A 21,345-nucleotide genomic window follows, 5' to 3' on the forward strand; every position below is an offset into this window, starting at 1 on the left:
ATTGGTGAAGGGAATCGAAGATTACGACAAATCTTCGATCATGTCACGCGCCCGATGGCCACAGGTTCTTCACCAAGGGCGCGAGCGGCGGCCATGAGGGCATCCGCATCGGTCGGCGAGGCGATGGCAATCAGACCGATACCCAGGTTCAGCGCCGATCGCATGTCATCCTCCGGAACCTGGCCGTGCTCCTGGATCAAACGGAACAACGCCGGTCGTTGCCACGCGGCGTAATCGACCTCCATGCCACATCCATCCGGAAGCACCCGGGCCGTATTTCCGGGAATGCCACCACCCGTGACATGAACCAGCCCCCGGACACCCCCGTGTCCAACCAGGGCCTGGATGAGGCCCAGATAGGAACGATGGACCGTCAGCAGGGCCTCCCCCACGCTGGCACCACCCAGTTCATCCGGCCGGTCGTGCAGGTCGAAGACGGAGAGGAGGACATGGCGAGCCAGCGAGTACCCATTCGTGTGCAATCCTGTGGAAGGGAAACCGATCAGGATATCGCCTTTCCGGATTCCACTGCCATCCACAATCCGATTCTTCTCCACGATACCGACAATCATTCCCGCCAGATCGTATTCGCCTTCCGTGTAGATGTCGGGCATTTCGGCCGTCTCGCCGCCGATGAGCGCACAACCGTTCTCCCGGCAGGCCGTGGCAAACCCTTCCACCACCGAAACCGCGGTGTCCGTGGACAGCTTCCCGGTTGAGAAGTAGTCCATGAAGTACAACGGGATGGCTCCACAGACCGCAATGTCGTTCACACAGTGGTTGACCAGGTCCTGGCCCACGGTGTCATGCACACCCATGCCGAAGGCCACCTTCAACTTCGTGCCGACCCCGTCCACGGAGGAAACCAGCACGGGATGATCGTAGGCCTTCCAATCCACGTCAAAAAAGGCTCCGAATGCTCCGATATCGGTCATCACACCTTTCGTGAAGGTGCTCCTGACGAGCGGCTTTATGCGCCGGACGGTTTCTTCACCGGCGGCAATGTCTACTCCGGCTTCCTTGTACGTGGCCATGAATGAACGATGGGTGATGGAGGATGCAGATGCGACAAGATAGGGATCCCGAATCAGCGTTTGAATGCGGTTTTGCCGAAAGCCGTCAGCCAGACGATGCGTGCGCGCCCGAATGGTCCGATGGATACCGGACCGGCCGTCCCCGCTTTGTTCAGTCGGCTGCTGGTCTCGATCATGGTATACCACCACGTTCTCAGCGCGCGATTATGGCGCTTGGCCAATTCCGGCGCTATTCCCGCACACTCGGACTGGAGTTGCTGGATGCGGATGAGTTCGCGCCACAATTCGTTCCCGCCCTTGAACGACCGGTCTCCATCGAGTACGCGCAGCATGCCGTCGTGGGCAAGGAGCATGGACGTAAAGGCCTCCTTCTGCCAGGATCGGGCATATGCGGGCACTTCCCTCTTTCTGTCGCGTGTCTCCAATACATCGTCCAGGGCACGCTCCAGCAGTTCCGTCGCCGACTCAGGCGCGATCATGATGGTCGGCATCCCATGCGCGGACCCAGGGGGGATCCACACGATCCAGAAAAGAAGCAACCCCGGCCTGGCACTCGCTGTCTCCCCGAGCTTCGGCGTTCACATGTGCCGCCGACTCCATGCGTTTCCGGAAGGCATCGGGAGGACCGTGGAGCAAGGATTTCGTACGAGCCACCGCATTCCGGCTGGTATTCCGGGCCAAATCGGCCGCTTGCTGGCGAACCAGGTCGTCCAGTTCCAGATCGGTGGTCACCCGGTGGATGAGTCCCATCCGCAATGCGGTCTTGGCATCAATCAGCCGGCCCGACAGGAACAGGTCCCGTCGATGGGCGCTTGAGATACGATCCTCGAGCAACACATTGACGAGCGCAGGAACGAATCCAATGCGCACTTCCGTAAAACCGAACTTAGCGCCGTCACTGGCGATGGCCAGATCAGACGCCGCCACCAGTCCTCCGCCACCGGCAATGGCATGCCCTTGAACGCGGGCCAGAATGATGTACGGGACGGTCCTCATGGTCACAAACAATTCGGCCAACAGCAACGAGTCGTTCAAGTTATCATCCAGCGAAGCGTCCTTGAGCTGTTGCAGCGCTTGGAGATCCGCTCCTGCAGAAAACACGTTTCCCGCGCCGGTCAGGATGACGACCCGCATGCGGGAATCGGTTGCCAGGTCATTCAGGTACCGAATCAGTTCCTTGACGAGGGCCGCATTCAGCGCGTTGCGCTTGTCCGGCCGGTTCAGCGTCAGCGTAGCAATACGGTGGTCGTTCGTGTGTTCAAGCAGCAGCATGATGCAAGCGGCGCCTCAGTTTTCGAACAGGAAATTACAACCGCGCAGTTCGGCATGGCTTGCCCGGCCCAGGATTTCGAACCCTGGATTGCCGGATGTGCCGTTTCTGCGCACCGCCCGATCTTCCGTCAATACGAACGAAAGCGAGTACATGTTTGCCAGATCCGTTACCGCGAGCAGACCTTCCTCGTCGATGGCACACGAACGTTCGGGGTCGAGGGGATCCCTGACGTCCCACCGCATCCACGGTGGCGAACGGAACAACCCGTCTTGTCCGGTCCAGCATTGCGAAAGCAATTCGCACATGCCATACTCCGAGCCGATACGGGACGCATCCACACTGAATCCTTCAGAAAGCCGGGCATGGAGCTCGGCGCGTGGCACATGCCGCCGATGCGTCTTCATCCCGCCGGTTTCCACGATGAGCGCCGAGGTGGGCAAATCGACCACTCCGGATTCTGCGATATCCAGCAAACCGAACGCCGCACCGAAAAGAACCAAGGGCACGCCCCCGGACCGACTGGCTCTGGCCGCTTGCTCCAGGATGTCCGGATTGCGGTCAAGGAATCCGGAGCCAGGCAGGGCAACGGTCCGCTGGAGGACGTGCATCATCCATACCAGCGATGAGTCCGGGGCGTAGGATGGAGCATGCGTCAGCAGCATTACGGGATCGGGGCCGAAAACCCTACGGAATCCCGCCACAATGCTTCTCTCGTAAACGGCCGCCCGTCGGACCAGATGGCGACTCTGGACCCCTCCCGTCCCTGAACTACGGAACACGACCTCGGCTTCCGCAGCTGGAAAGCAGGTCATGTCGGCACGCTTGAAGGCCTCGATGGGCACATGCCGACCACCGTTGAACCTTGCGTAGAACGGATTCCGAGCCTTTTGGAATGCATGGATCAACGCCTCCAGCCGGTCAAATTCCTGCGGCGAACGTATATCCGTGAATGCCTGCTCTACACGAAGGATGTCGTCCGTCATTCCACGGTTCGCAGGATGGGATACCAAGATCCCTCTTCAAGGAGTTCATCCATGACAGCCCAGTTGGCCAGACCATCGTCGGACCGCGGGTCCAACAGGTAGTGCGCCAGACGTCCCAATGGTTGCGCCGAAGGGATATAGAGGATCGCCGAGTCACCAATCACCGAGGGCGGGGCGGGCATCCAGGCGCCCTTCACCTCGACCTCGAAGACGCCCTGGAACGGTCTCTCAGCCCGGAGGAGCGAGTCGACGCGGAAGGATTCGGCCTGGATGCCCGCCCCCTCCCGGGTGGAATACACAATCCCGTGCAGGTCCAGCGACTTCCGGATCCGGTCCATGGTGCTGTTGTCGGTCACCGGCACCATCCAGGCGAGGGGAACACGACTGCGTTCCGTCGGCACGAACATGCCGTATTCCGGCATAGGTGTCGGTATCTCCACGTCCTCCCGCTCAAGGACCATGTCGCCGGTGTACGGATGGCTTGTCGTTCGCACTTCGCCCAGAAGGATGGTACTGCTGGCCTCATTCATGGCGATCTCGCTGCGAACGGCCAGTTCCTTCCCGACCAGGTCCATGGCGTCCCACGCCGCCGTCAGGGATTTGACGCGCGTTGCCTGCGAGTGGACCAGAAGCAGGATCTCCTCCACGAAATCCTTCGTGGACAATACCCGATTCCGGAACGTGTCGTACGCATACGCCTCGCTCAGGATGGACAGGCGGTTGCGCAAGCCTGTGTAGTTGTTGTTGAAGCGCGGACGGTGGTCGAATGTATACCATCCCTCGCTTCCGGGCCGGAACGGCAAATTGCCATAGTAATACGTATTCCATCCACGGGCGTCCTTCATGCGTTCCGTCAACCGGGGCAACCATTCTGACCGCAGAAGCGTGTCGAGCGCCGGCTCCGTGTTGGGATTCAATGGCGGTGCATAGGTCAGGTGATAGGCATGACGTGAGCCGTTCGTCGTATGCAGATCCACGGACACGTGTGGATCGTAATCCCGCATGAGCCCGATCACACTGTGCGCTTCGGGACTTGCGGTCTTCATGTGGTCGCGGTTCAGGTCCAGTCCCTCCGCGTTCGGACGTTGACCCATGCCACCAAGGGGACCGTTCTGTCGCGGCCTGTTGTCCAGACGCACCCGTTCGTTCCCGTCTGCATTGTAGATGGGGGCTATAAGGAGCACGAGTGAATCTGCCAGTTGGGCATGGCGCCCCGATGCCAGTTCCCGTACCAACATGAGCAGCGATTCCTTTCCACAAACCTCGCCTCCATGGATATTGCCCTGAAGATAGACACGGGTCTTTCCGCTGGCACGGACAGCTTCTGCCGAAGGGCCACTGACGTTGCCATATACAATCAAGGGCAGAGCCCGCCCCTCGGTTGTATATCCGAAGTAGGTCAGATGCAAATTGGACGCATTCCGCGCCGCGACGTCAAGGAAGCCCACGACCTCGTCATAGGTGGTGGTCTCCATCCAGTCCGACCGTTCGGCCCGTGTCAGCAGGAATCCGAGATCGACTTCCTGGGCGCCGGCGGGAGGCGCCGAGAGCAGCACGCACAACAGCGCGAGGACAGAAGGGGTGGCAGTGCGGGACATGGACTATCTCCGGAATGATGGGCCATCAAGATAGGACTGCCAAAGGCACCCATCCAGCCTGCGCCGGAACGAGAACTCCGGAGCGGGGTATGCGGGTGGTGAATTACCAACCCGTTGCATGACCGCTGCCAAACCCAAGGATATCACACTGGGTATCCGCCCCGAGAGCCGCACCGAAATCATAGACGTCGGAGAGCGTGTCCGCGAGCGCCAGGAGGATTTTTTCGAGCGATTCAACAAGAGTACGTTCACATCCTACCACACGACGGCCGGCTATTTCGAGCAGAGTTTCGCCAACCGGTTGAAGAACAATCCGGAGGCCCTTGAGGCCTACGTCCAATCGTTCAAGAAGCTGTTTCCGCCCGATGCCGACTATCGGCATGACCAAATGGATTTGCGGGACGAGTTGTCCGACGAGCAGAAACTCGTGGAACCCCGGAACGCCGACTCCCACTTGACCTTTATTGGTTCCGGTTTGGAGAACACCGTCACGTATCTGAATCGCCGTTCCGATCTGCCGGTCTATTTTGTCGAATTGGACGGTACCAATGGAGACCATCATCGGGAGCGGCGAACCACGGTCATCGGTTACAACTCTGAGTCCGTGGTCCTGCGTCGGAAGCTGGGCATCCAGATGTCCAAGCATCCCATCGATTCGGTCAATCTCTGGGACCCCAAGGTCGGACTGCTTGACGAACTCCAGGAGGAAGCCCGCCGGTTGGGCATGGAAAAAGGCCGTATTGATCTCTCACTGGCCCCCGAAGAACGTCATACCGGCTTGACCGTGAACGAGTACGAAACGTTGCTCATGCGTCACGATCTCGTGGAAGTCCTGCACGACCCCATCCGGTTCATGGCACAGCGGGGTCGCAACATGCTGCGGGATCCCGGTGCCATCAAGGAAAAGGCCAAGGATTACATGAAGTATGACCTGGTCCACGTCGTGAACGAGTTCATTGATGCCATGGGGTTGAGTGAGACCCTTGTGGAACGCATCATCGACAAATTCTTCCAGGTTCCGGCCCATCGATTCCTGCGGATGAAGCGCGGGGTCGGCCTGGTCGTCTCGAACGAAAATCCGGACGGGACCGCTCGTATTGTATCCGGTACCTACCAGAGCCCGATCCTGGTCCAGTGGAAGAAGAAGGATTCCCGGGAGCGGATTATCGAGGCGACGTTCACGCGTTTCGATTAGGGCCTGGGGCCTGGCGGCGATCAGATCAGCGAATGGGACTGTACGCCGTCTACCGTAATACAAGCCCCTGAAACCCAACTGGCGCGCGAGGAAGCAAGGAACGCAACGACATCGGCAACCTCTTCAGCGGTCCCGAAGCGTCCCATCGGGATGTTTTCGGCCACGAAACGCGCCATACCCTCCGGGTCGCTCTGAACACGCTTGTCCCAGGATCCACCGGGGAAACGTATGGATCCGGGCGCTACCGTATTGACGCGGATACCATCCTTGCCCAGCTCGACGGCCATGATCTTGCATGAACTGATGAGGGCCGACTTCGTGGTATTGTAGATGGACAGCCCGGCTCCCCCTGCTTCCCGGCCGAAAATGGATGCGATGAAGACCATGGCACCACCGCCTCGTTTCCGCATGGCAGGAATGGCCGCACGAGCTGCGCGGAGATGCCCCATCAGGTTCAGCTCCGTGATACTGGTCCAATCCTCGTCCGAGGTTTCCTCGAATGGCTTACGGCGGTTTCCTCCGGCATTTCCCACGAGTATGTCCAATCCACCGAGTTCCCGCTCTGCCGTGGTGACCAGCCGCTCCCCCAATCCTGGGTCTGTTACGTCCCCGGCCACTTCGATGACCTGACCGCCATGCTGACGCAGCGCCGAGGCGGCTTCGGAAAGAGCCTCCTCTCCCCTTGCGCAAATGACGAGACTGCAACCCTCCCGGGCCAGACTGTTGGCGATGGCCAATCCAATTCCACGGCTGGCTCCGGTGACGATGGCGGCTTTGTCCCTCAATTCAAGTTCCATGATCGCTTTTCCGGTCGTTCTGGTTGCGGACGAAATCGAATGGTGTCATGATAGTGATCTTTCCGTCCGGCATGGCGTTCCGGAAACAAGTTTGGACGATTCTTGATACGACAACCCATGACGCTATTTGAACATCTGCCGGACGACTCGCACTGCTGGTTGTACGCTGCAAGCCATTCATTGACGGAAGCGGAGGTCCGATCCCTGCTCACGGCACTGGAACCATTTCAGGATGCTTGGACGACCCATGGGCGACGGGTGCAATCCGGGGCAACCGTCGTGGACAACCGGTTGCTCGTGCTTGCGGCCCATGTACCGGATGGTGATATGTCCGGATGCGGTATCGACAAATCCTTGCACGCCCTCGATGCATTCGCTGCACAGGCAGGATTCTCATGGGTCTCCGGGCTGATGGTTGTCTACCGGACCCCATCCGGTGCACTCGAGACGGTTTCACGTGCCGCATTCGCCGATATGGCCGTCCGCGGAACCGTGGATGCCCAGACGCCTGTGGTTGACTTGTCGGTCCGGTCACTCGGTGATCTGCGCGAACATGGAGTCGAACGTTCAGCCGGGACCTCCTGGCATGCCAAATACATTGCCCAAGCCCACTCGGTGTCCTCATGAACCTCCGTCATTCCCTGACCATTGCCCTCCTGCTGGGTGCACTTTCCCTGGCAGGACCTGCGCGCGCCCAGTACTACATCAACCAGTCCGAACTGGCCGAAATCCTGACCGCGTGTTCGGACGATCTGGCTACACTTCCACGCGTGTCCTATGACTACCGTGTCCTTTACAATACGAGGGGCAACAACGTCCTCGCCCGTTCAACGTTCTACAAGATCATCGGTGACGGGGATGTCCAGGAAGGCCAGAAACGCGCCAAATTGGTCGGTTTGTTGAACAGGCAGCTCGTGCACATGGCCCAGATCGGTGACACACTCATGGTGCCCGATCGGTTTGACCTGAATTTCTGCGCCTATTCCCCATTTCCCAGGTTCTACCCGGGCGGGGTTGCCTTCGACAAAGTGTTCGTCATTGACAAGACCATCCAGGGATGGGCAGCCTACGAAAGCGGTCGACTCGTGCGTTGGGGGATCGTGAATACCGGTGCCGAATCGTACCGCACTCCTACGGGACGCTTCAATTTCAACTGGAAAACGGAGTACCGGATTTCATCCCTCAGTCCGCCGGGAGAGCCATGGGAAATGTATTGGGTCTTCAATTTCGTTGAAAGCCGTGGAATCCACATCCATCAATATCCCATGCCCACCGGAGGTCCAACCAGCCACGGATGCGTGCGCCTGGTGGATGACGACGCCAGATGGATTTACTCCTGGGCAGACCAGTGGACTCTGTCGCGTTCAGGAACCGGCTACAAGACGGGTTTCGGGACGATATCCGAGCCCGGTACTACCGTGCTGGTGATCGGTGAAGATCCGCCAGGCAATCCGCAGCCCTTCCGAATGGTCAATGGAATGCCGGAACTCCAGATGGTCCAGCTGCCCAACCACCCCTTCGACGTACCTCCAGGCACTACACAGCAGGAGTATTTCGACCGGGTACGGCGCACAACCGGCCCGTGACACCGATTATTTGATCGAAGAAAGGATCCGTGAGAATCGGGGCAATTTCGCGACTTTGTCCCAGGAGAAGTAGACCACCAGGGCTTTCCCGACCACGTGGTCCATGGGCACGAAGCCCCAGAAACGACTGTCCTCTGAGTTGTCCCTGTTGTCGCCCATGACGAAGAAGTAATCCTGTTCGAACGTGTACGTTTCGGCAGGACGTCCGTCAATGAGCCATGAATCCGAACCGGATTCCTCAAGGGTGTGGCCCTCGTACTTGGTCATGACCAAGCCATACATCCGAACCGATTCAGCCGTAAGTGCTATGGTTTGTCCGGCGGCCGGAATGGTGACCGGGCCGTAATTGTCCGGCGTCCAACCCATTCCGGCGGGGTACATGTTGTTACTGTACACCTGGTTGGGTTCCACGATGGCCGGCTCGACCGACTCCACCCATGGAAGAGCCTCGATGGCATTGGCAGCAGCCTGTGTGGCCACGATCTGCACCACGCGCGGATCGGCAGTCCGGATGAGGTTCGAGACGCCCAGGTCGTCCAACGAGGCCGGGTTCAATTGGACACGGGGATCGCTCTTGAAGACGTTCCAGTAGATCTGCATGCTCTCCATTCGAGGGTAGACCTGGTCGTTCACCAGGACTTCCTTGTCCGAGATCTGCAGCGTCTCGCCGGGCAACCCCACGACCCGTTTTATGTAGTGCATGCGGCGGTCAATGATCTCCACCTCGTCGTCGGGCCAGTTGAATACAATGGCATCCCCCCTGTCCACGTCGGTAAATCCAGGCAGGCGCGTCCAAGGAAGCTCGACACCCGGCAACCAGATGCCGGTGAACGGAATACCCAGCGTCATGGGTGTCCGTGTCCCATAGTGGACCTTGGACACGAAGAGGTAATCTCCGACAAGGAGACTCTTTTCCATGGATGGGGTCGGAATCCGGAACAAGTCGAAGAAGAGTACCCGGAGCACGACCATGACCACGATTGCAAAAACCATGGCGTCCAGCCATTCACGGATGGGGCCCTTCTTCCGGGGCGTGTCCTTACCGTCCGCTCTTTTGCTTCGCCGCTCCTGGCGGTCTTTGTTCCGGCTGTTTGCCACGGTGTATAATCAGTTTTCGTCCCTCAGGAAGGGAATGATGGAAGGGCGCCCCAACTCCAGATCCGGTCGGGCAATACGCCTGTCGAAGAACAATGCTCCATCATATCCGGTGATGTACCACGTCCGCTGCTGGACATTGAAATAATAGTCCGCGAAGGGTGTACGGTCCGCATCTCCCAGGAGTTGCCAGAGGAAGGCATCCTTCAGATCACGAAGCTGTTCCCGATAGTCCTCGTGCGCCGCGACGACCAGACCACGATCCCATGGACCGTTCGGGTCCATGACCATGACCGGAATGGAATCATTCAGCATGAACCAGTATTCGAACTGGATGATTTCATCGTTGGTGAGTTCATCGAAGGCATCGGTTTCGGCCAGCGTGAAGGTTGGTGGACCAAAAACGGTTTCCATCCGAGCCCGGATTTCACGCGTCTGGAGCGTATCGAGCCCATCACGGGAATTTGAGCCGACAAAGGCCCAAGGCGTGGCACGGAATGCATCCTCATACGTGGGTCGACGCAAACGCTCAACCCATTTCCAATGCGTGATCTCGATGGTCGCCGGAGTGACGTCGGGCTCCGGGAGCGGCTCCTTCAATGATTCCAGATACCGGAGCAGCGAATCGGAAGCAGACGGGACCGGCATGACGGGGAACAGTCCGACCCGCCCATCGGTGCGCATGGCCTCGAGACGGGCCAGCGCGAGGGTCCGGTTCCGGACGTAGATACTCAACAGTTCCGACGTGCTCTCCCGCTGGGCAGAAACGCTTACTGGCCACAGCCACAGCACGCACAACAACGCACAGCCGGTTTGGAGAAACTTATTCATCCATTGACAGGACCGCCAGGAATGCCTCCTGCGGGACTTCCACCCTCCCCACTTGCTTCATGCGCTTCTTTCCTTCCTTCTGCTTCTCCAGGAGTTTGCGCTTGCGGGAAATGTCCCCACCATAGCATTTAGCCGTAACGTCCTTGCGCATGGCCCGTACCGATTCACGGGCAATCACACGCGTACCAATGGAGGCCTGGAGAGCCACCTCGAACATCTGCTGGGGAATGAGGTCCTTCAGCTTCCGCGTCAGGCGGCGACCCATGTCGTAAGCTTTGTCCCGATGGACAATCGTGGACAAGGCATCGACAGGTTCGCCATTGATGAGCACATCCAGTTTCACCAGCTGGCTCGCCCGGTAATCCAGGAATTCGTAATCCAGCGAGGCATAGCCACGACTGACGCTCTTGAGTTTGTCGTAGAAGTCAAATACGATCTCGGCGAGGGGCAGTCTGTACTCCAGGTTCACGCGCTCCGTGTCCAGGTACTGCGTATTCACGTAGTCCCCCCGGCGGTCCTGGCAAAGCTGCATGAGGGCACCGATGTATTCCGACGGTGTGATGATTTCAGCCTTCACGTACGGCTCATGGATTTCGTCGATGACACCCGTCGGAGGCATCTTGGAGGGATTATCCACCGTGGTCCACTCGCGATCCGTTTTAAGGACGCGATATTTCACGTTCGGCACCGTGGTTATAATGTCCAGACCGAATTCGCGGTCCAGACGCTCCTGGACGATTTCCATGTGCAAGAGCCCCAGGAAGCCAACCCGGAAACCGAATCCCAGAGCCACCGACGTCTCGGGTTCGAACGTCAGGGAAGCATCGTTCAACTGGAGTTTTTCCAATGAAGCCCGCAAATCCTCGAATTCGTCAGAATTCGTGGGGTAGACCCCGGAAAACACCATGGGCTTAACCTCACGGAACCCCTCAATGGGTCGGTCCGATCCGTTCTTTACCGTCGTGATGGTGTCCCCGACCCGCGCATCCTTGACATCCTTCACCGATCCGATGACATACCCTACTTCGCCGGCCCGGATCTGCTTGACCGGTTCCATTCCGAGCCGCAGGTATCCGATTTCCTCCGCGTCGTATTGTTTGTTCGTGGCCATGAATCGGATGGCTTCGCGCGTGTTCAGGGTGCCCTCGAATACCCGGGCATAGACGATCGATCCCCGATAGGTGTTGAACACGGAATCGAAGATCAGGGCACGCAGGGGGGCATCGGGACTGCCGGTGGGCGCCGGAACGCGCTGGACGATCTTTTCCAGTACCTCGTGTACACCTTCTCCGGTCTTTGCCGAGATCTTCAGAATCTCATCCGCGGGCTCCCCGATCAGATTCTCTATGGACTTGGCAACCACGTCGGCATTGGATCCAGGAAGATCGACTTTGTTCAGGACCGGGATGATTTCCAGATTGGCCTCTATGGCCAGGTACATATTGGAAATGGTCTGGGCCTCAATGCCTTGAGCCGCGTCCACGACAAGGATGGCACCCTCGCACGCCTGCAAGGCGCGGGACACTTCGTAGGTGAAGTCCACATGCCCCGGCGTATCGATCAGGTTCAGGACGTAGGTATGCCCGTCATCTGCCTTGTAGGTCATCCGGATCGCATGACTCTTGATGGTGATGCCACGCTCCCGTTCAAGATCCATGGAATCCAGCACCTGCTCCTGCAACTCCCGGCTGGACAGGGTCCCCGTCAGTTCCAACAAGCGGTCGGCCAACGTGCTTTTGCCGTGGTCGATATGGGCAATGATGCAGAAATTCCTGATTCTGCTCTGGTCGAACGCCATGGGGAGAAGGGTAGAAGGATCATTTTCGGAAAGCCGTATTATACGGCCCGCGAACTCTGGTTCCGGCGTCACGTACGCCCGTCAGGTATTCATATTCCAGGGCTGCAATTCGGCCATACTTGAAGTGTTACATTAAGTGGATCGTGCCAAATAGACCCCATCTTTTTTTCAGGTCTTCTTCGCAAGTATCTCTCAAGAGGATACATCCGGTACACCCATGTCATTGTCCCCCTACATGTTATTCACTTTGTGTTACTCCTGATTATCAGGCACTTGTCTCAAACCGGGCGGATTGGGTAGTCCCCATCCGCCCGGTGTATTAAGAACTGACTGAAGGTAGCAGCGCATGCGCTCTGAAACGGAGGAACAGTTTCTGGCCTGGGGTCACGGTCTTCGAAATGGTGATGGAGAATCCTTCCGGGATCTGTTTGATGGGACGTACGATGCCCTGTACCGCTATGCGGTCTATATCACGCGCGATCAAGCAGCCGCCTCGGATATCCTCCAAGATGTCTTTTTGAAGCTGTGGCAGGTCCGGGAAACGGTCGATCCGGAACGGTCGCTCCGGGCTCTGATGTATCAGATGGTCCGGAACTACTCCTTCAATCATGAACGACAGCGAAAACGTCATGCATCCGATCCGTTGGATGCCGATCACCCGTCTGTCGGCTTTGACAATCTGAATGATGAACAGCTCGATGCTGACGATCTGAGCGCTCGTATCCACGAATGGATTTCCGAGTTGCCGGATCGTCGCCGCGAGGCCTTCATGCTCAGCCGGTTCGAAGGGTTGAGCCACGAAGAAATCGCCCAGTTGATGGACCTGGCTCCCAAGACCGTCAACAACCACATCGTGCTGGCTCTTCAACACTTGCGCGACAAAGTAAAAGCGTACCGTACTACATCGTAGCCTCGCTGCTGCAAATCATGAAGCACCTCCACCCTCCATATGACCTTCCAGAAGAGATCCTCGATCTCCTCAGGATCGACAATCCCGGTATAATCCCGGAGATTGCCGACGTGTGGCACATGGTCGGAACGGACGCACCCGTTGCAGACAGTTCCCGGAAGGAGCGTGTACGAGCGCAGGTCCTGGCCTCCATCCAGGCTTCATCCTCCCCTGCCCCTCCCCCGGTACTTCGGAGACGATCAGAACGCTCTCCCCTGCGATTGGCCTTTTCGCGGATGTCGTTGCAGGCTACCGCACATTCGGTCGTCGCGGCCTGCCTGGCGCTTCTGGTTGTTGCCAGCTTCGTCATGTCTCCTGATATCGTGACCGTTCGGGTTCCATCCGGTACGCTGGTTTCCCAGGTAACGCTTCCCGACGGGTCCATTGCGTCGCTCTCCGCCGGTAGCTTACTCTCCTTCCCGGAATCCTTTGACAGCACCACACGACGCGTGACGTTGCATGGGGCGGCATTCCTGGATGTCGAGCCATCCAGCGTTCCCTTCGAGGTGGTCACGTTCGATGCCGTGACCCGTGTGCTCGGAACGTCGTTCTCCGTCGAGGCATGGCCATCCAATATCGAGGCCGCATCCCGTGTTGTTGTGGCCACGGGCAAGGTGGAAGTGCGTTCACGGGAACAGGCATCGATCCTGACCCCCGGACAGGCGCTCCGCATATCGTCGAACACGATAGAAACGGACGTGAATGTGCCTCTGGTGACCTCATGGCGCACCGGTGGTCTGTCCTATTCCAATGAGCTCGTCGGCAACGTCCTGGCTGATCTTGAGCGTCGCTACGCCATCCAACTCGAAGCACCGGCATCCATCCGTCTGCGGAGGATTTCCATCCAGAAACGTCAGGCATCGGATGTCGCGGAAGTGATTGGTGACATTTCTGCCACCGTCGGTATACGCTACCGCGCCATCCAGGGCGGATACGAGCTGTATCTTCAGTAAGCCGGCCAGGCTTGGTCGCCCATTGGCTACCCCCAGTCAACGTGTCAGGGTCTGATCACACTGCGTGACCAGGCCTTTCTTTTTGGCCCACAGAGTTTCCGGCCGGAATGTATATTGATGGGACCCAGGACAACGTCGTTTTCCCGCTCCCGTTTTCTTCCGCAAGCTTCTGCGGCCCATGCCGCCACGTCAATCGATAGGCCTGACTGCAACCGGCATGCATATGGCGTTCCGGTCGGTCTTCTTGGGTCTGTTTTTCTTGCTGGCTCTCGCTCCATGGCGTGGTCTCGTTTCCGCACAGGATACGACCGCCAGTCATGCCATCGCTGTCAGGGGAGTCCCTCTGCAGGAAGCCCTCCAGATCGTGGTCGACGTGACCCGGGCCGACCTGGCATGGGATCCGCTGCTCGTAAGCGGTAAACGCAGTTTCTGCGTCATTGAGGATGCGCCCTTCGAGTCGTTGCTGGCCTGCGTACTGACCGGAACCGGTCTCGACTTCGTCCGGCGTTCCACGGGACTCTACGTCCTGGAAGTTGCCTCCCAAGGCCCTCCGGTCTACGGAAACCTGCGCGGGATAGTACTGGATGCCGACTCGGAACAGCCCATTCCGAACGCCCACATCTATCTGGCCGATGCCGGCCGGGGTGATGTCGCCAACCACGAAGGCATGTTCATTTTTCCGCGATTGCTCCCGGGAATTTACAGCATGCGCGTTTCCCACATGGGATACCGACATGAAACCCTTGATGTATCAGTGACGGCAGGTGGCATATCCTCTACCGAAGTCATTCTGGAGTCGGAGTCCTACCTCATTGCCCCCATCATCATCGATGGCCTGGCTTCGACGCCGTCTTCATCCATGATGGGCTCGGCTGTTGCCAACCAGGAGAAGATTGCATCGGATTTGTCCGGCAGCTCAGCCTCCGTTCTGCAGACCCTTGCGGCCATGCCGGGTGTCCGTGTCAACGACGCAACGTCCGATATCCATATCCAGGGAGGCGAAGCGGGTGAGCATCAGTTCAGGTTGGATGGAGCAACGCTGTTCATTCCCATGAATGTGGCCACATTCGTTGGCCCGTTCAGTCCATTTGCCCTCGGCCGAATCACGGTACACAAGGCAGGTTTCGGTGCGGCGTTGGGCAGCCAGATATCCGGCATTATCGAGGCCGAGCACGATCTACGTGTGCCAAGCGCGCCGGATGGTGTACGGGGCGGAAGTCAATTCACCGCGCAGATCGACCCCCTGTCGACAAATGCCCGCTACTCGCACAGTTTCCGGACACGTGCTGGACGCCACGTGACGCTGCTGGGCGCTGGACGAGCGGGCATGTGGCAATTGGTGTCTCCCCCCTCCCTTGCCGGATTGCTGGATTCATGGAACGTTGTGGACACGTTCCTGCTATCGGCATTTGCCGAACGGAACACTCCGTTTGCCAATCTGCCACCCGAGGGAAATCCCACCTTGGCATTCGCCGATATCCATATGGCCGGTCGGATCCGGCTTTCTTCGCTCAGGACACTGGGCGCATCGCTGTACTGGGGACGGAGCAGCATAGGAAACGCCTTGTCAGACATCGACCTGACGCAGGACGATCCCCTGTCTCTTCCGGAGCAGGCCGCGCGATTCAAGGACCTGTATGCATGGCAGAACGGGATGCTTCAAGCACGATACGACATTGTCCGCAGTGCACACGTTCTGTCGCATGCGCAGGTCCGGGGTAGCTTCTACCGACTGGATCATGACTTCCGCTCACCCGCTGCCTCCGCTACGGCGACGGACAATGCGGATGATGGGAACTCGGTGTACGAACTGTCCGCCGTCGTTGGTGCGGACTATTTTTCGGATTCCGGACATCGACTTGAAACAGGAATCGAATGGGCCTTGACCGGCACGGATTTCATTGTGGCCGGCACCCAGAATCTACCGCTCCGGCACGCGTCGACTGGAATGCGCCTGGCCACGTTCATTACTGACATCGTCCAGATCGGCGAGAATGGCAGTCTTGAAGCCGGGACGCGGTTCACATGGTTGCATTCCCGACGCTCCCTGTATGCCGAACCACGACTTTCTACACGATTCGACTTCACCGGGACCCCGATCGGAGGAGTCTCGTTTTTCGTTGGGGGCGGCTTGTACCGGCAGTTCGTGAACCAATTCGATGTTTCCAGTCGAAGCCCACGATCGTTCGTTTCCTCAACCCGGTTCTGGATGCAGAACGATGCATCGGTTACGCCGCCCAAGGCGGCCCACGTCGCCGCCGAAGTGCTGGTGCTGCCCAATGGCCTTTGGTCTCTTTCCGGAGAGATCTATTATAAACGGCATTACCACATCCTGGGGATTGATTACTCCGCAGACCCTGGCGTATCGGCCGACCTTCAGCAGTCCGGATTCCTGGCCGCATCGAAAGGGACGTCCCGAGGATTGGGATTCGGCGTAAAGCGACAGATCGGCCCTGGAAACGTCCATGCCGGAGTGGATTTGAGTCAGGCCGAGCGAACCATTGCGGGTCAATTCGGAAATGCCGCCGTAACCGTTCCCTGGAATGAACCGATCCGGCTTGAATTGGGTGCTGATCTGGTGCCCTTGCCCAACACGGTCGTTGCCATTCGCTGGAAAACGGTTTTGGACCGCGCATGGGGTTTCCGGAAATCCTATTACGACTTCCTGAGTGCCTATCTGAATGACCTGGATGCCATTGTGTCCGACATGCGGGCAAATGGTGTGTCAGAAGACGCCATCCGTCGTGTGGAACGGCAGATTGTCCACTATGACCTCACACGCCCGAACCACCATGTGCTTCCGGCGCTTCACCAGTTGGATATCAGTGCCGCGTACACATTCAAACAGCAGGACTGGGCACTCCAACTCCGGTTGGACGTGATGAACGTACTGGATCGCGAAAACGCAGCCGAATGGCAATTCCGATTGGACGAAGACCGCTACTTCAACGGCGGGGTGAATGGGTTGACCGGCCTGTTGGACCGATCAGATCGCCCGCTCCTTCCCCGGGTCGTCGCCATGGCTGCCAGGGTCACCTGGTAAGGACGTTCGGGACACTTCGAACGCGTGGAAGGACTTCTGGAAAATCAGGATACCGGCAACACCGACCACGATGGCCATGTCAGCTACGTTCCATATGGGGAACAGTGCCATGTAATTGCCGCCCAGGAATGGAACAGCCTCGGACACATAGCCCCTCCAGACATCCACGTGGATGAAGTCGACTACATGCCCCTGGAAAAGCGGCCTGTCGTACAGGAGTCTCCCGTAGAATACGCGATCAATGATGTTGCCGAGTGCACCACCGAGAACGAGACTCAGGCTGACGGCATAAGGCGTGTAATACCTGGCGACCGCCAGCAGGTAGTACACAATAAGGCCGGTCGCAACAATGGACAGGATCGTGATGGTTGCCGGAGGACCGAAGGAAAGTCCGAAGGCCATTCCGGGATTCTCGGTGAACGTGAACCGGAGCCACGAACCCAACAGAGGAATGGACTGTCCCCGTTCCATCGTGTTGAGCACGACCACCTTGGTGATCTGGTCGATGACCAGAATCGAGAGTACGATGCCGAAAGGCAGGCCGAGCCGCCAATTGCGTGTGGTATGAACGGACGACTCCAAGGGATGGCAGGACGGTTATTTCTGCTGCAATTTGGCTTCGATGGAGATCTCCGTGTGCGGCACCGCTTCCAGTCGTTCCCTGGAAATCGGCTTGCCGGTCACCTTGCAGATGCCATAGGTGCGGTTTTCGATCCGCTCGAGGGCCCGGTCCAGGTAGCCGATGTACTTCTGTTGCCGGGCAATCATCAGATACAGCTTTTCGCGCTCCATGGCATCGGTGCCGGCGTCAGCCATATGAAAGCTGTAGGCCGTGTCATTCTCGGCCTGTTCACGGGCATCGGCCAATTGGCTACGCATGCGGTCCACGTCCTCATGGGCTGCGGTTCGCTTTTCCAGGATCAGATTGCGGAAAAAGTCCAACTCCTCGTCTGAAAACGGTGTCGTGGTGTTCTTCTTTTCTTTGGACATCGTCTTGATGGGTTACTGCAGCACACGGGTAATCCCGATCCGCATTTGTTCACGGTCAATTTCAAAATCGGCAACCGACTCCCCTGCCGGTACGGCGGCCTCTGTCAACTCCAGAGCCAATGTCTCGTTCCGGATGGTCAGCCCATGTTCACGAATGGCCTGGGCCAGGATTCCGGACGCACTCCATGCCGCATGGATACGGTCTGTTACCTCGAATCCGGCGCTCTTGCGCTGATTCTGGATTCTGTTCACGACTTCACGGGCCAGTCCTTCCTTGAGCAATTCGTCCGAAATGGAGACGTCGAGTGCCACCGTAACCCCGTTCTCCTGGCCGACCAGCCAACCCTCCACGCCTTCCGTTACGATTTCGACATCGTCCCGGTCGAGTCGGACGTCCTCGCCATCGATATCCAGCAACAGTGAACCCGTCTCGAGAAACGAGTCAAGATCGTTGTCGGTCAAGGCCCGGATGGCCACATTGACCTGCTTCATGAGCGGCCCGAGCCGCTTGCCCAGTCTTTTGAAGTCAGGTTTGGCAGATCGCGAAACGACGGGGCTGCTACCGTGGATGCAATCGACCAGCTTGACGTTGACCTCCGAGCGGATGATGGTCGATACACTCTGTATGACGTCCTCCTCCACCCGGGGACCGGTAACGACCATGATCCGCGGAAGAGGCTGTCTGACGTTGATTCCTGCCCCGTTGCGGAGGGCCAGCACGACAGACGATACCGTGCGCGCCAGATACATCCGATGTTCCAGATGGGAATCGATGGCACCCGCATGTTCAGCCGCTGTCGGGTAGGACGTCAGATGGACCGATTCCGCCCCGTGGATGTTGGCACCGTCATTGACCTGCCGGTACATCCATTCCGCGTAGAACGGGGAGATGGGGGCCATCATACGCGCAATACCCATCAAACATTCCACTACGGTCTGGTAGGCCGCTTCCTTGGAGCCGCTGTCGGCTGCATGGGCGGCGCGCGCCGACCAGAAACGGCGTCTGTTCAGACGGATGTACCAGTTGGACAGATCGTCCACGAGTTGCTCGACGGCGCGCGCCGCCCGTGTTGGATTGTAGTCCTCCAGCGCAGATGCACATTCTGCGGCCGTTGAACCCATCCGGGACAGAATCCACCGGTCCATTTCTTCCCGGTCTTCCACGGGAATGGGTGCACCGTACGTGAAGCCGTCAATATTCGCATAGGTGGCGAAGAAGGAATACACGTTCGTGAGTGTATTGAAAAACTTCCGCTGGGTATCCACGATTCCCCGTTCCGAAAACTTCAGGTTTTCCCAGGGAGGGGTATTGCTCATCATGTACCAGCGGATGACATCAATGCCATGACGGTCAATCATTTCGAACGGATCGACCGCATTCCCTTTCGATTTTGACATCTTCTCGCCGTTCTCGTCGAGGACGAGACCGTTCACGACGACATTCCGGTATGCAACACTGTCCATGACGACCGCAGCGATGGCGTGCAACGTGTAGAACCAGCCTCGCGTCTGGTCCACCCCCTCAGCTATGAAATCCGCCGGGAAATTGCGTTCGAACCGGTCCTTGTTCTCAAAGGGGTAATGCCACTGGGCAAACGGCATGGCTCCGGAATCGAACCATACGTCGATGAGGTCTTCCACTCGCCGCATGGTCCCTCCGTCCGGTGCGGGCCACGTCAGGCCGTCGACGAATGGCCGATGCAGGTCGATGTCTTCATCGCGCTCCGGCAAGGCGCTGCCGCACCGCTCACGCAATTCAGCAATGGATCCGATGACTTCGATATACGTCGATCCCGACGCATCGGACTGCCAGATGGGCAGCGGTGTGCCCCAGTAGCGACGCCGGGAAAGGGCCCAATCCACGTTGTTTTCGAGCCAGTCGCCGAATCGTCCGGTCCCGATTCCCTTCGGTTGCCAATTGATCTGATTGTTGAGGGCAATCAATCGGTCCTTGATGGCTGTCGTGCGCACGAACCAGGAGTCCACCGGATAGCTCATGAGTGGCGTGCCCTTGCGCCAGTCATGCGGATAATTATGCAGATACGTTTCCTGTCGGTACAGCAAGCCCCGCTCTTTCAGATCCCGATTGATCACCTTGTCCGCGTCTTTGAACCACATGCCGCCGACCAGGGGCACATTGGTGGAAAACGTGCCGTCAGGCTCCACCGCGTTGAATACCGGCAGATCCATGGCCTTGCCGGTCTCGTGGTCATCGGCACCGAAAGCCGGGGCGGTGTGGACCAGTCCCGTGCCATCTGCCGTGGACACATAGTCTGCGGGCACAATCCGCCATGCGCGGTCGGCTCCATCCGCCTTCTTGAAATGATCGAACAGAGGCTCATAGGTGCGACCGACGAGGTCGCGTCCGGTCATCCGGCCCACGATTTCGTAGTCTTCCTTGATTACTGACAGGAGGGCTTCGGCCAGGATGAGTTCGTGTGTACCTATATCATCCGTGGTCAGGCGGATCTGGACGTAATCGATGTCTGCGCCCACGGCAATGGCCACGTTCGATACGGTGGTCCAGGGAGTGGTCGTCCAGGCCAGGTAGTAAACGTCATCCCGTTCGCTCGAACGGAAGCGCGTGTAGATGCTGGGATCCTGGACCTCCTTGTAGCCCAGGCTCACCTCATGGGACGAAAGGACGGTACCGGACCCCGGGCTGTACCACTGGATCTTGTACCCCTTGTACAGGAAGTCCTTTTCGTACATCTGCTTCAACAGCCACCATACGCTTTCGATGTACGAGGACTTGAACGTGATGTACGGATCGGACAGGTCGACCCAGTAGCCCATGCGTGTCGTCAGCGTGTCCCAGAGGTCCTTGTATTTCAGGACGCTCTCCCGGCAGGCGGCGTTGTACTCGGCAATTCCGTACTCCTCCACCTGGTGCCTTCCTTCCAGTCCAAGTGCTTTTTCCACCTCGATTTCCACGGGGAGCCCGTGGGTATCCCATCCGGCCTTCCGTTCCACGCGATGTCCCTGCATGGTCTGGAAGCGACAGAACGTGTCCTTGATGGTACGCGCCATCACATGATGGATGCCGGGACGCCCGTTGGCCGTGGGAGGTCCTTCATAGAACGTGAACGTCCGGTCGGCCGGGTGTTGCTGGACACTCTTTTCGAAGATGTCATGCTCGTTCCACCACGCGAGGATGGATTCCTCCATGGCAGGAAGATGGAGATCTTTGACTTCAGTGAATTTCATGGAAATGCCTTGA

The 21,345-nt window shown here is 58.2% G+C and carries 18 protein-coding genes; 6 read left to right on the top strand and 12 right to left on the bottom strand.

Annotation, left to right across the window (positions count from 1 at the left end):
* Window positions 1–38: 38 nt before the first annotated feature.
* The 5 genes from purM to RIE53_02880 are packed head-to-tail and all read right to left on the bottom strand — an operon-like array spanning window position 39 to window position 4,888.
* Window positions 39–1,034, bottom strand: a complete 996-nt coding sequence (gene purM, locus RIE53_02860; GenBank protein ID MEQ9103618.1) for a phosphoribosylformylglycinamidine cyclo-ligase — start codon at window positions 1,032–1,034, stop codon at window positions 39–41.
* Window positions 1,035–1,087: 53 nt separating this feature from the next.
* Window positions 1,088–1,513 (bottom strand): hypothetical protein, encoded by a 426-nt coding sequence (locus RIE53_02865; GenBank protein ID MEQ9103619.1) that lies wholly within the window; start codon window positions 1,511–1,513, stop codon window positions 1,088–1,090.
* Entirely contained in the window at window positions 1,500–2,306 is an 807-nt protein-coding gene (locus tag RIE53_02870) for an enoyl-CoA hydratase-related protein (GenBank protein ID MEQ9103620.1), read from the bottom strand. Before RIE53_02870 ends, RIE53_02865 begins: the two co-directional genes overlap by 14 nt.
* 15 nt (window positions 2,307–2,321) lie before the next feature.
* Window positions 2,322–3,290, bottom strand: a complete 969-nt coding sequence (locus tag RIE53_02875) for a hypothetical protein (protein ID MEQ9103621.1) — start codon at window positions 3,288–3,290, stop codon at window positions 2,322–2,324.
* Window positions 3,287–4,888, bottom strand: a complete 1,602-nt coding sequence (locus tag RIE53_02880; GenBank protein MEQ9103622.1) for a M14 family metallopeptidase — start codon at window positions 4,886–4,888, stop codon at window positions 3,287–3,289. Before RIE53_02880 ends, RIE53_02875 begins: the two co-directional genes overlap by 4 nt.
* 118 nt (window positions 4,889–5,006) lie before the next feature.
* Between RIE53_02880 and RIE53_02885 the strand changes: the two genes are divergently transcribed.
* Window positions 5,007–6,083 (top strand): hypothetical protein, encoded by a 1,077-nt coding sequence (locus RIE53_02885; protein ID MEQ9103623.1) that lies wholly within the window; start codon window positions 5,007–5,009, stop codon window positions 6,081–6,083.
* A gap of 20 nt (window positions 6,084–6,103) precedes the next feature.
* Here RIE53_02885 and RIE53_02890 read toward each other — a convergent pair whose 3' ends face one another.
* A complete protein-coding gene (locus RIE53_02890; protein ID MEQ9103624.1) occupies window positions 6,104–6,880 on the bottom strand; it encodes a glucose 1-dehydrogenase in 777 nt (258 codons plus the stop codon).
* Between the two features lie 117 nt (window positions 6,881–6,997).
* On the opposite strand from RIE53_02890, the gene RIE53_02895 reads away from it, so the two are divergent.
* The gene (locus RIE53_02895; protein MEQ9103625.1) at window positions 6,998–7,507 is read left to right on the top strand and encodes a hypothetical protein; all 510 of its coding nucleotides are present in this window, start codon (window positions 6,998–7,000) and stop codon (window positions 7,505–7,507) included.
* A complete protein-coding gene (locus tag RIE53_02900) occupies window positions 7,504–8,466 on the top strand; it encodes a L,D-transpeptidase (protein ID MEQ9103626.1) in 963 nt (320 codons plus the stop codon). Before RIE53_02895 ends, RIE53_02900 begins: the two co-directional genes overlap by 4 nt.
* A gap of 6 nt (window positions 8,467–8,472) precedes the next feature.
* On the opposite strand, the gene lepB is transcribed toward RIE53_02900, so the two are convergent.
* Genes lepB through lepA form a run of 3 tightly spaced genes read right to left on the bottom strand, consistent with a single transcriptional unit; the run spans window position 8,473 to window position 12,190 of the window.
* Complete coding sequence (gene lepB, locus RIE53_02905; protein ID MEQ9103627.1) at window positions 8,473–9,564, bottom strand: signal peptidase I; 1,092 nt, start codon at window positions 9,562–9,564, stop codon at window positions 8,473–8,475.
* Window positions 9,565–9,573: 9 nt separating this feature from the next.
* Window positions 9,574–10,353: a hypothetical protein gene (locus RIE53_02910; GenBank protein MEQ9103628.1), complete on the bottom strand. Its 780-nt coding sequence runs from the start codon at window positions 10,351–10,353 to the stop codon at window positions 9,574–9,576.
* Window positions 10,354–10,384: 31 nt separating this feature from the next.
* On the bottom strand, window positions 10,385–12,190 hold the full coding sequence (lepA, locus tag RIE53_02915; GenBank protein ID MEQ9103629.1) for a translation elongation factor 4: 1,806 nt from the start codon (window positions 12,188–12,190) through the stop codon (window positions 10,385–10,387).
* Window positions 12,191–12,536: 346 nt separating this feature from the next.
* Here lepA and RIE53_02920 point away from each other — a divergent pair, with 346 nt between their 5' ends.
* From RIE53_02920 to RIE53_02930, 3 genes are all read left to right on the top strand, one after another.
* Window positions 12,537–13,100 carry an RNA polymerase sigma-70 factor gene (locus tag RIE53_02920; GenBank protein MEQ9103630.1) on the top strand — a complete coding sequence of 188 codons (564 nt, stop codon included), beginning with the start codon at window positions 12,537–12,539 and terminating at the stop codon, window positions 13,098–13,100.
* A 17-nt stretch (window positions 13,101–13,117) separates the two neighbouring features.
* Window positions 13,118–14,092, top strand: coding sequence for a FecR domain-containing protein (locus RIE53_02925; protein ID MEQ9103631.1), 975 nt, complete (start codon window positions 13,118–13,120; stop codon window positions 14,090–14,092).
* Between the two features lie 178 nt (window positions 14,093–14,270).
* Window positions 14,271–17,135, top strand: a complete 2,865-nt coding sequence (locus RIE53_02930; GenBank protein ID MEQ9103632.1) for a carboxypeptidase-like regulatory domain-containing protein — start codon at window positions 14,271–14,273, stop codon at window positions 17,133–17,135.
* Here RIE53_02930 and RIE53_02935 read toward each other — a convergent pair.
* From RIE53_02935 to ileS, 3 genes are read right to left on the bottom strand one after another with little or no spacing between them, the layout of a single operon-like run.
* The gene (locus RIE53_02935) at window positions 17,079–17,717 is read right to left on the bottom strand and encodes a signal peptidase II (protein ID MEQ9103633.1); all 639 of its coding nucleotides are present in this window, start codon (window positions 17,715–17,717) and stop codon (window positions 17,079–17,081) included. The genes RIE53_02930 and RIE53_02935 overlap by 57 nt on opposite strands.
* Window positions 17,718–17,732: 15 nt before the next feature.
* Window positions 17,733–18,125, bottom strand: coding sequence for a TraR/DksA C4-type zinc finger protein (locus RIE53_02940; GenBank protein ID MEQ9103634.1), 393 nt, complete (start codon window positions 18,123–18,125; stop codon window positions 17,733–17,735).
* 12 nt (window positions 18,126–18,137) lie between these two features.
* Window positions 18,138–21,332 (bottom strand): isoleucine--tRNA ligase, encoded by a 3,195-nt coding sequence (gene ileS / locus RIE53_02945; GenBank protein ID MEQ9103635.1) that lies wholly within the window; start codon window positions 21,330–21,332, stop codon window positions 18,138–18,140.
* Window positions 21,333–21,345: the final 13 nt, after the last annotated feature.

Source organism: Rhodothermales bacterium (assembly GCA_040221055.1).
Classification (GTDB): Bacteria; Bacteroidota; Rhodothermia; order Rhodothermales; family UBA10348; genus 1-14-0-65-60-17.

Bases quoted from the DNA above. Each gene is read 5' to 3' on its own strand.
- RIE53_02925 (MEQ9103631.1), top strand. From the start codon at position 13,118: ATGAAGCACCTCCACCCTCCATATGACCTTCCAGAAGAGATCCTCGAT.
- RIE53_02880 (MEQ9103622.1), bottom strand. From the start codon at position 4,888: ATGTCCCGCACTGCCACCCCTTCTGTCCTCGCGCTGTTGTGCGTGCTG.
- RIE53_02920 (MEQ9103630.1), top strand. From the start codon at position 12,537: ATGCGCTCTGAAACGGAGGAACAGTTTCTGGCCTGGGGTCACGGTCTT.
- RIE53_02940 (MEQ9103634.1), bottom strand. From the start codon at position 18,125: ATGTCCAAAGAAAAGAAGAACACCACGACACCGTTTTCAGACGAGGAG.
- RIE53_02890 (MEQ9103624.1), bottom strand. From the start codon at position 6,880: ATGGAACTTGAATTGAGGGACAAAGCCGCCATCGTCACCGGAGCCAGC.
- ileS (MEQ9103635.1), bottom strand. From the start codon at position 21,332: ATGAAATTCACTGAAGTCAAAGATCTCCATCTTCCTGCCATGGAGGAA.
- RIE53_02870 (MEQ9103620.1), bottom strand. From the start codon at position 2,306: ATGCTGCTGCTTGAACACACGAACGACCACCGTATTGCTACGCTGACG.
- RIE53_02885 (MEQ9103623.1), top strand. From the start codon at position 5,007: ATGACCGCTGCCAAACCCAAGGATATCACACTGGGTATCCGCCCCGAG.
- RIE53_02930 (MEQ9103632.1), top strand. From the start codon at position 14,271: ATGCCGCCACGTCAATCGATAGGCCTGACTGCAACCGGCATGCATATG.
- lepA (MEQ9103629.1), bottom strand. From the start codon at position 12,190: ATGGCGTTCGACCAGAGCAGAATCAGGAATTTCTGCATCATTGCCCAT.
- purM (MEQ9103618.1), bottom strand. From the start codon at position 1,034: ATGGCCACGTACAAGGAAGCCGGAGTAGACATTGCCGCCGGTGAAGAA.
- RIE53_02865 (MEQ9103619.1), bottom strand. From the start codon at position 1,513: ATGATCGCGCCTGAGTCGGCGACGGAACTGCTGGAGCGTGCCCTGGAC.
- RIE53_02895 (MEQ9103625.1), top strand. From the start codon at position 6,998: ATGACGCTATTTGAACATCTGCCGGACGACTCGCACTGCTGGTTGTAC.
- RIE53_02875 (MEQ9103621.1), bottom strand. From the start codon at position 3,290: ATGACGGACGACATCCTTCGTGTAGAGCAGGCATTCACGGATATACGT.
- RIE53_02900 (MEQ9103626.1), top strand. From the start codon at position 7,504: ATGAACCTCCGTCATTCCCTGACCATTGCCCTCCTGCTGGGTGCACTT.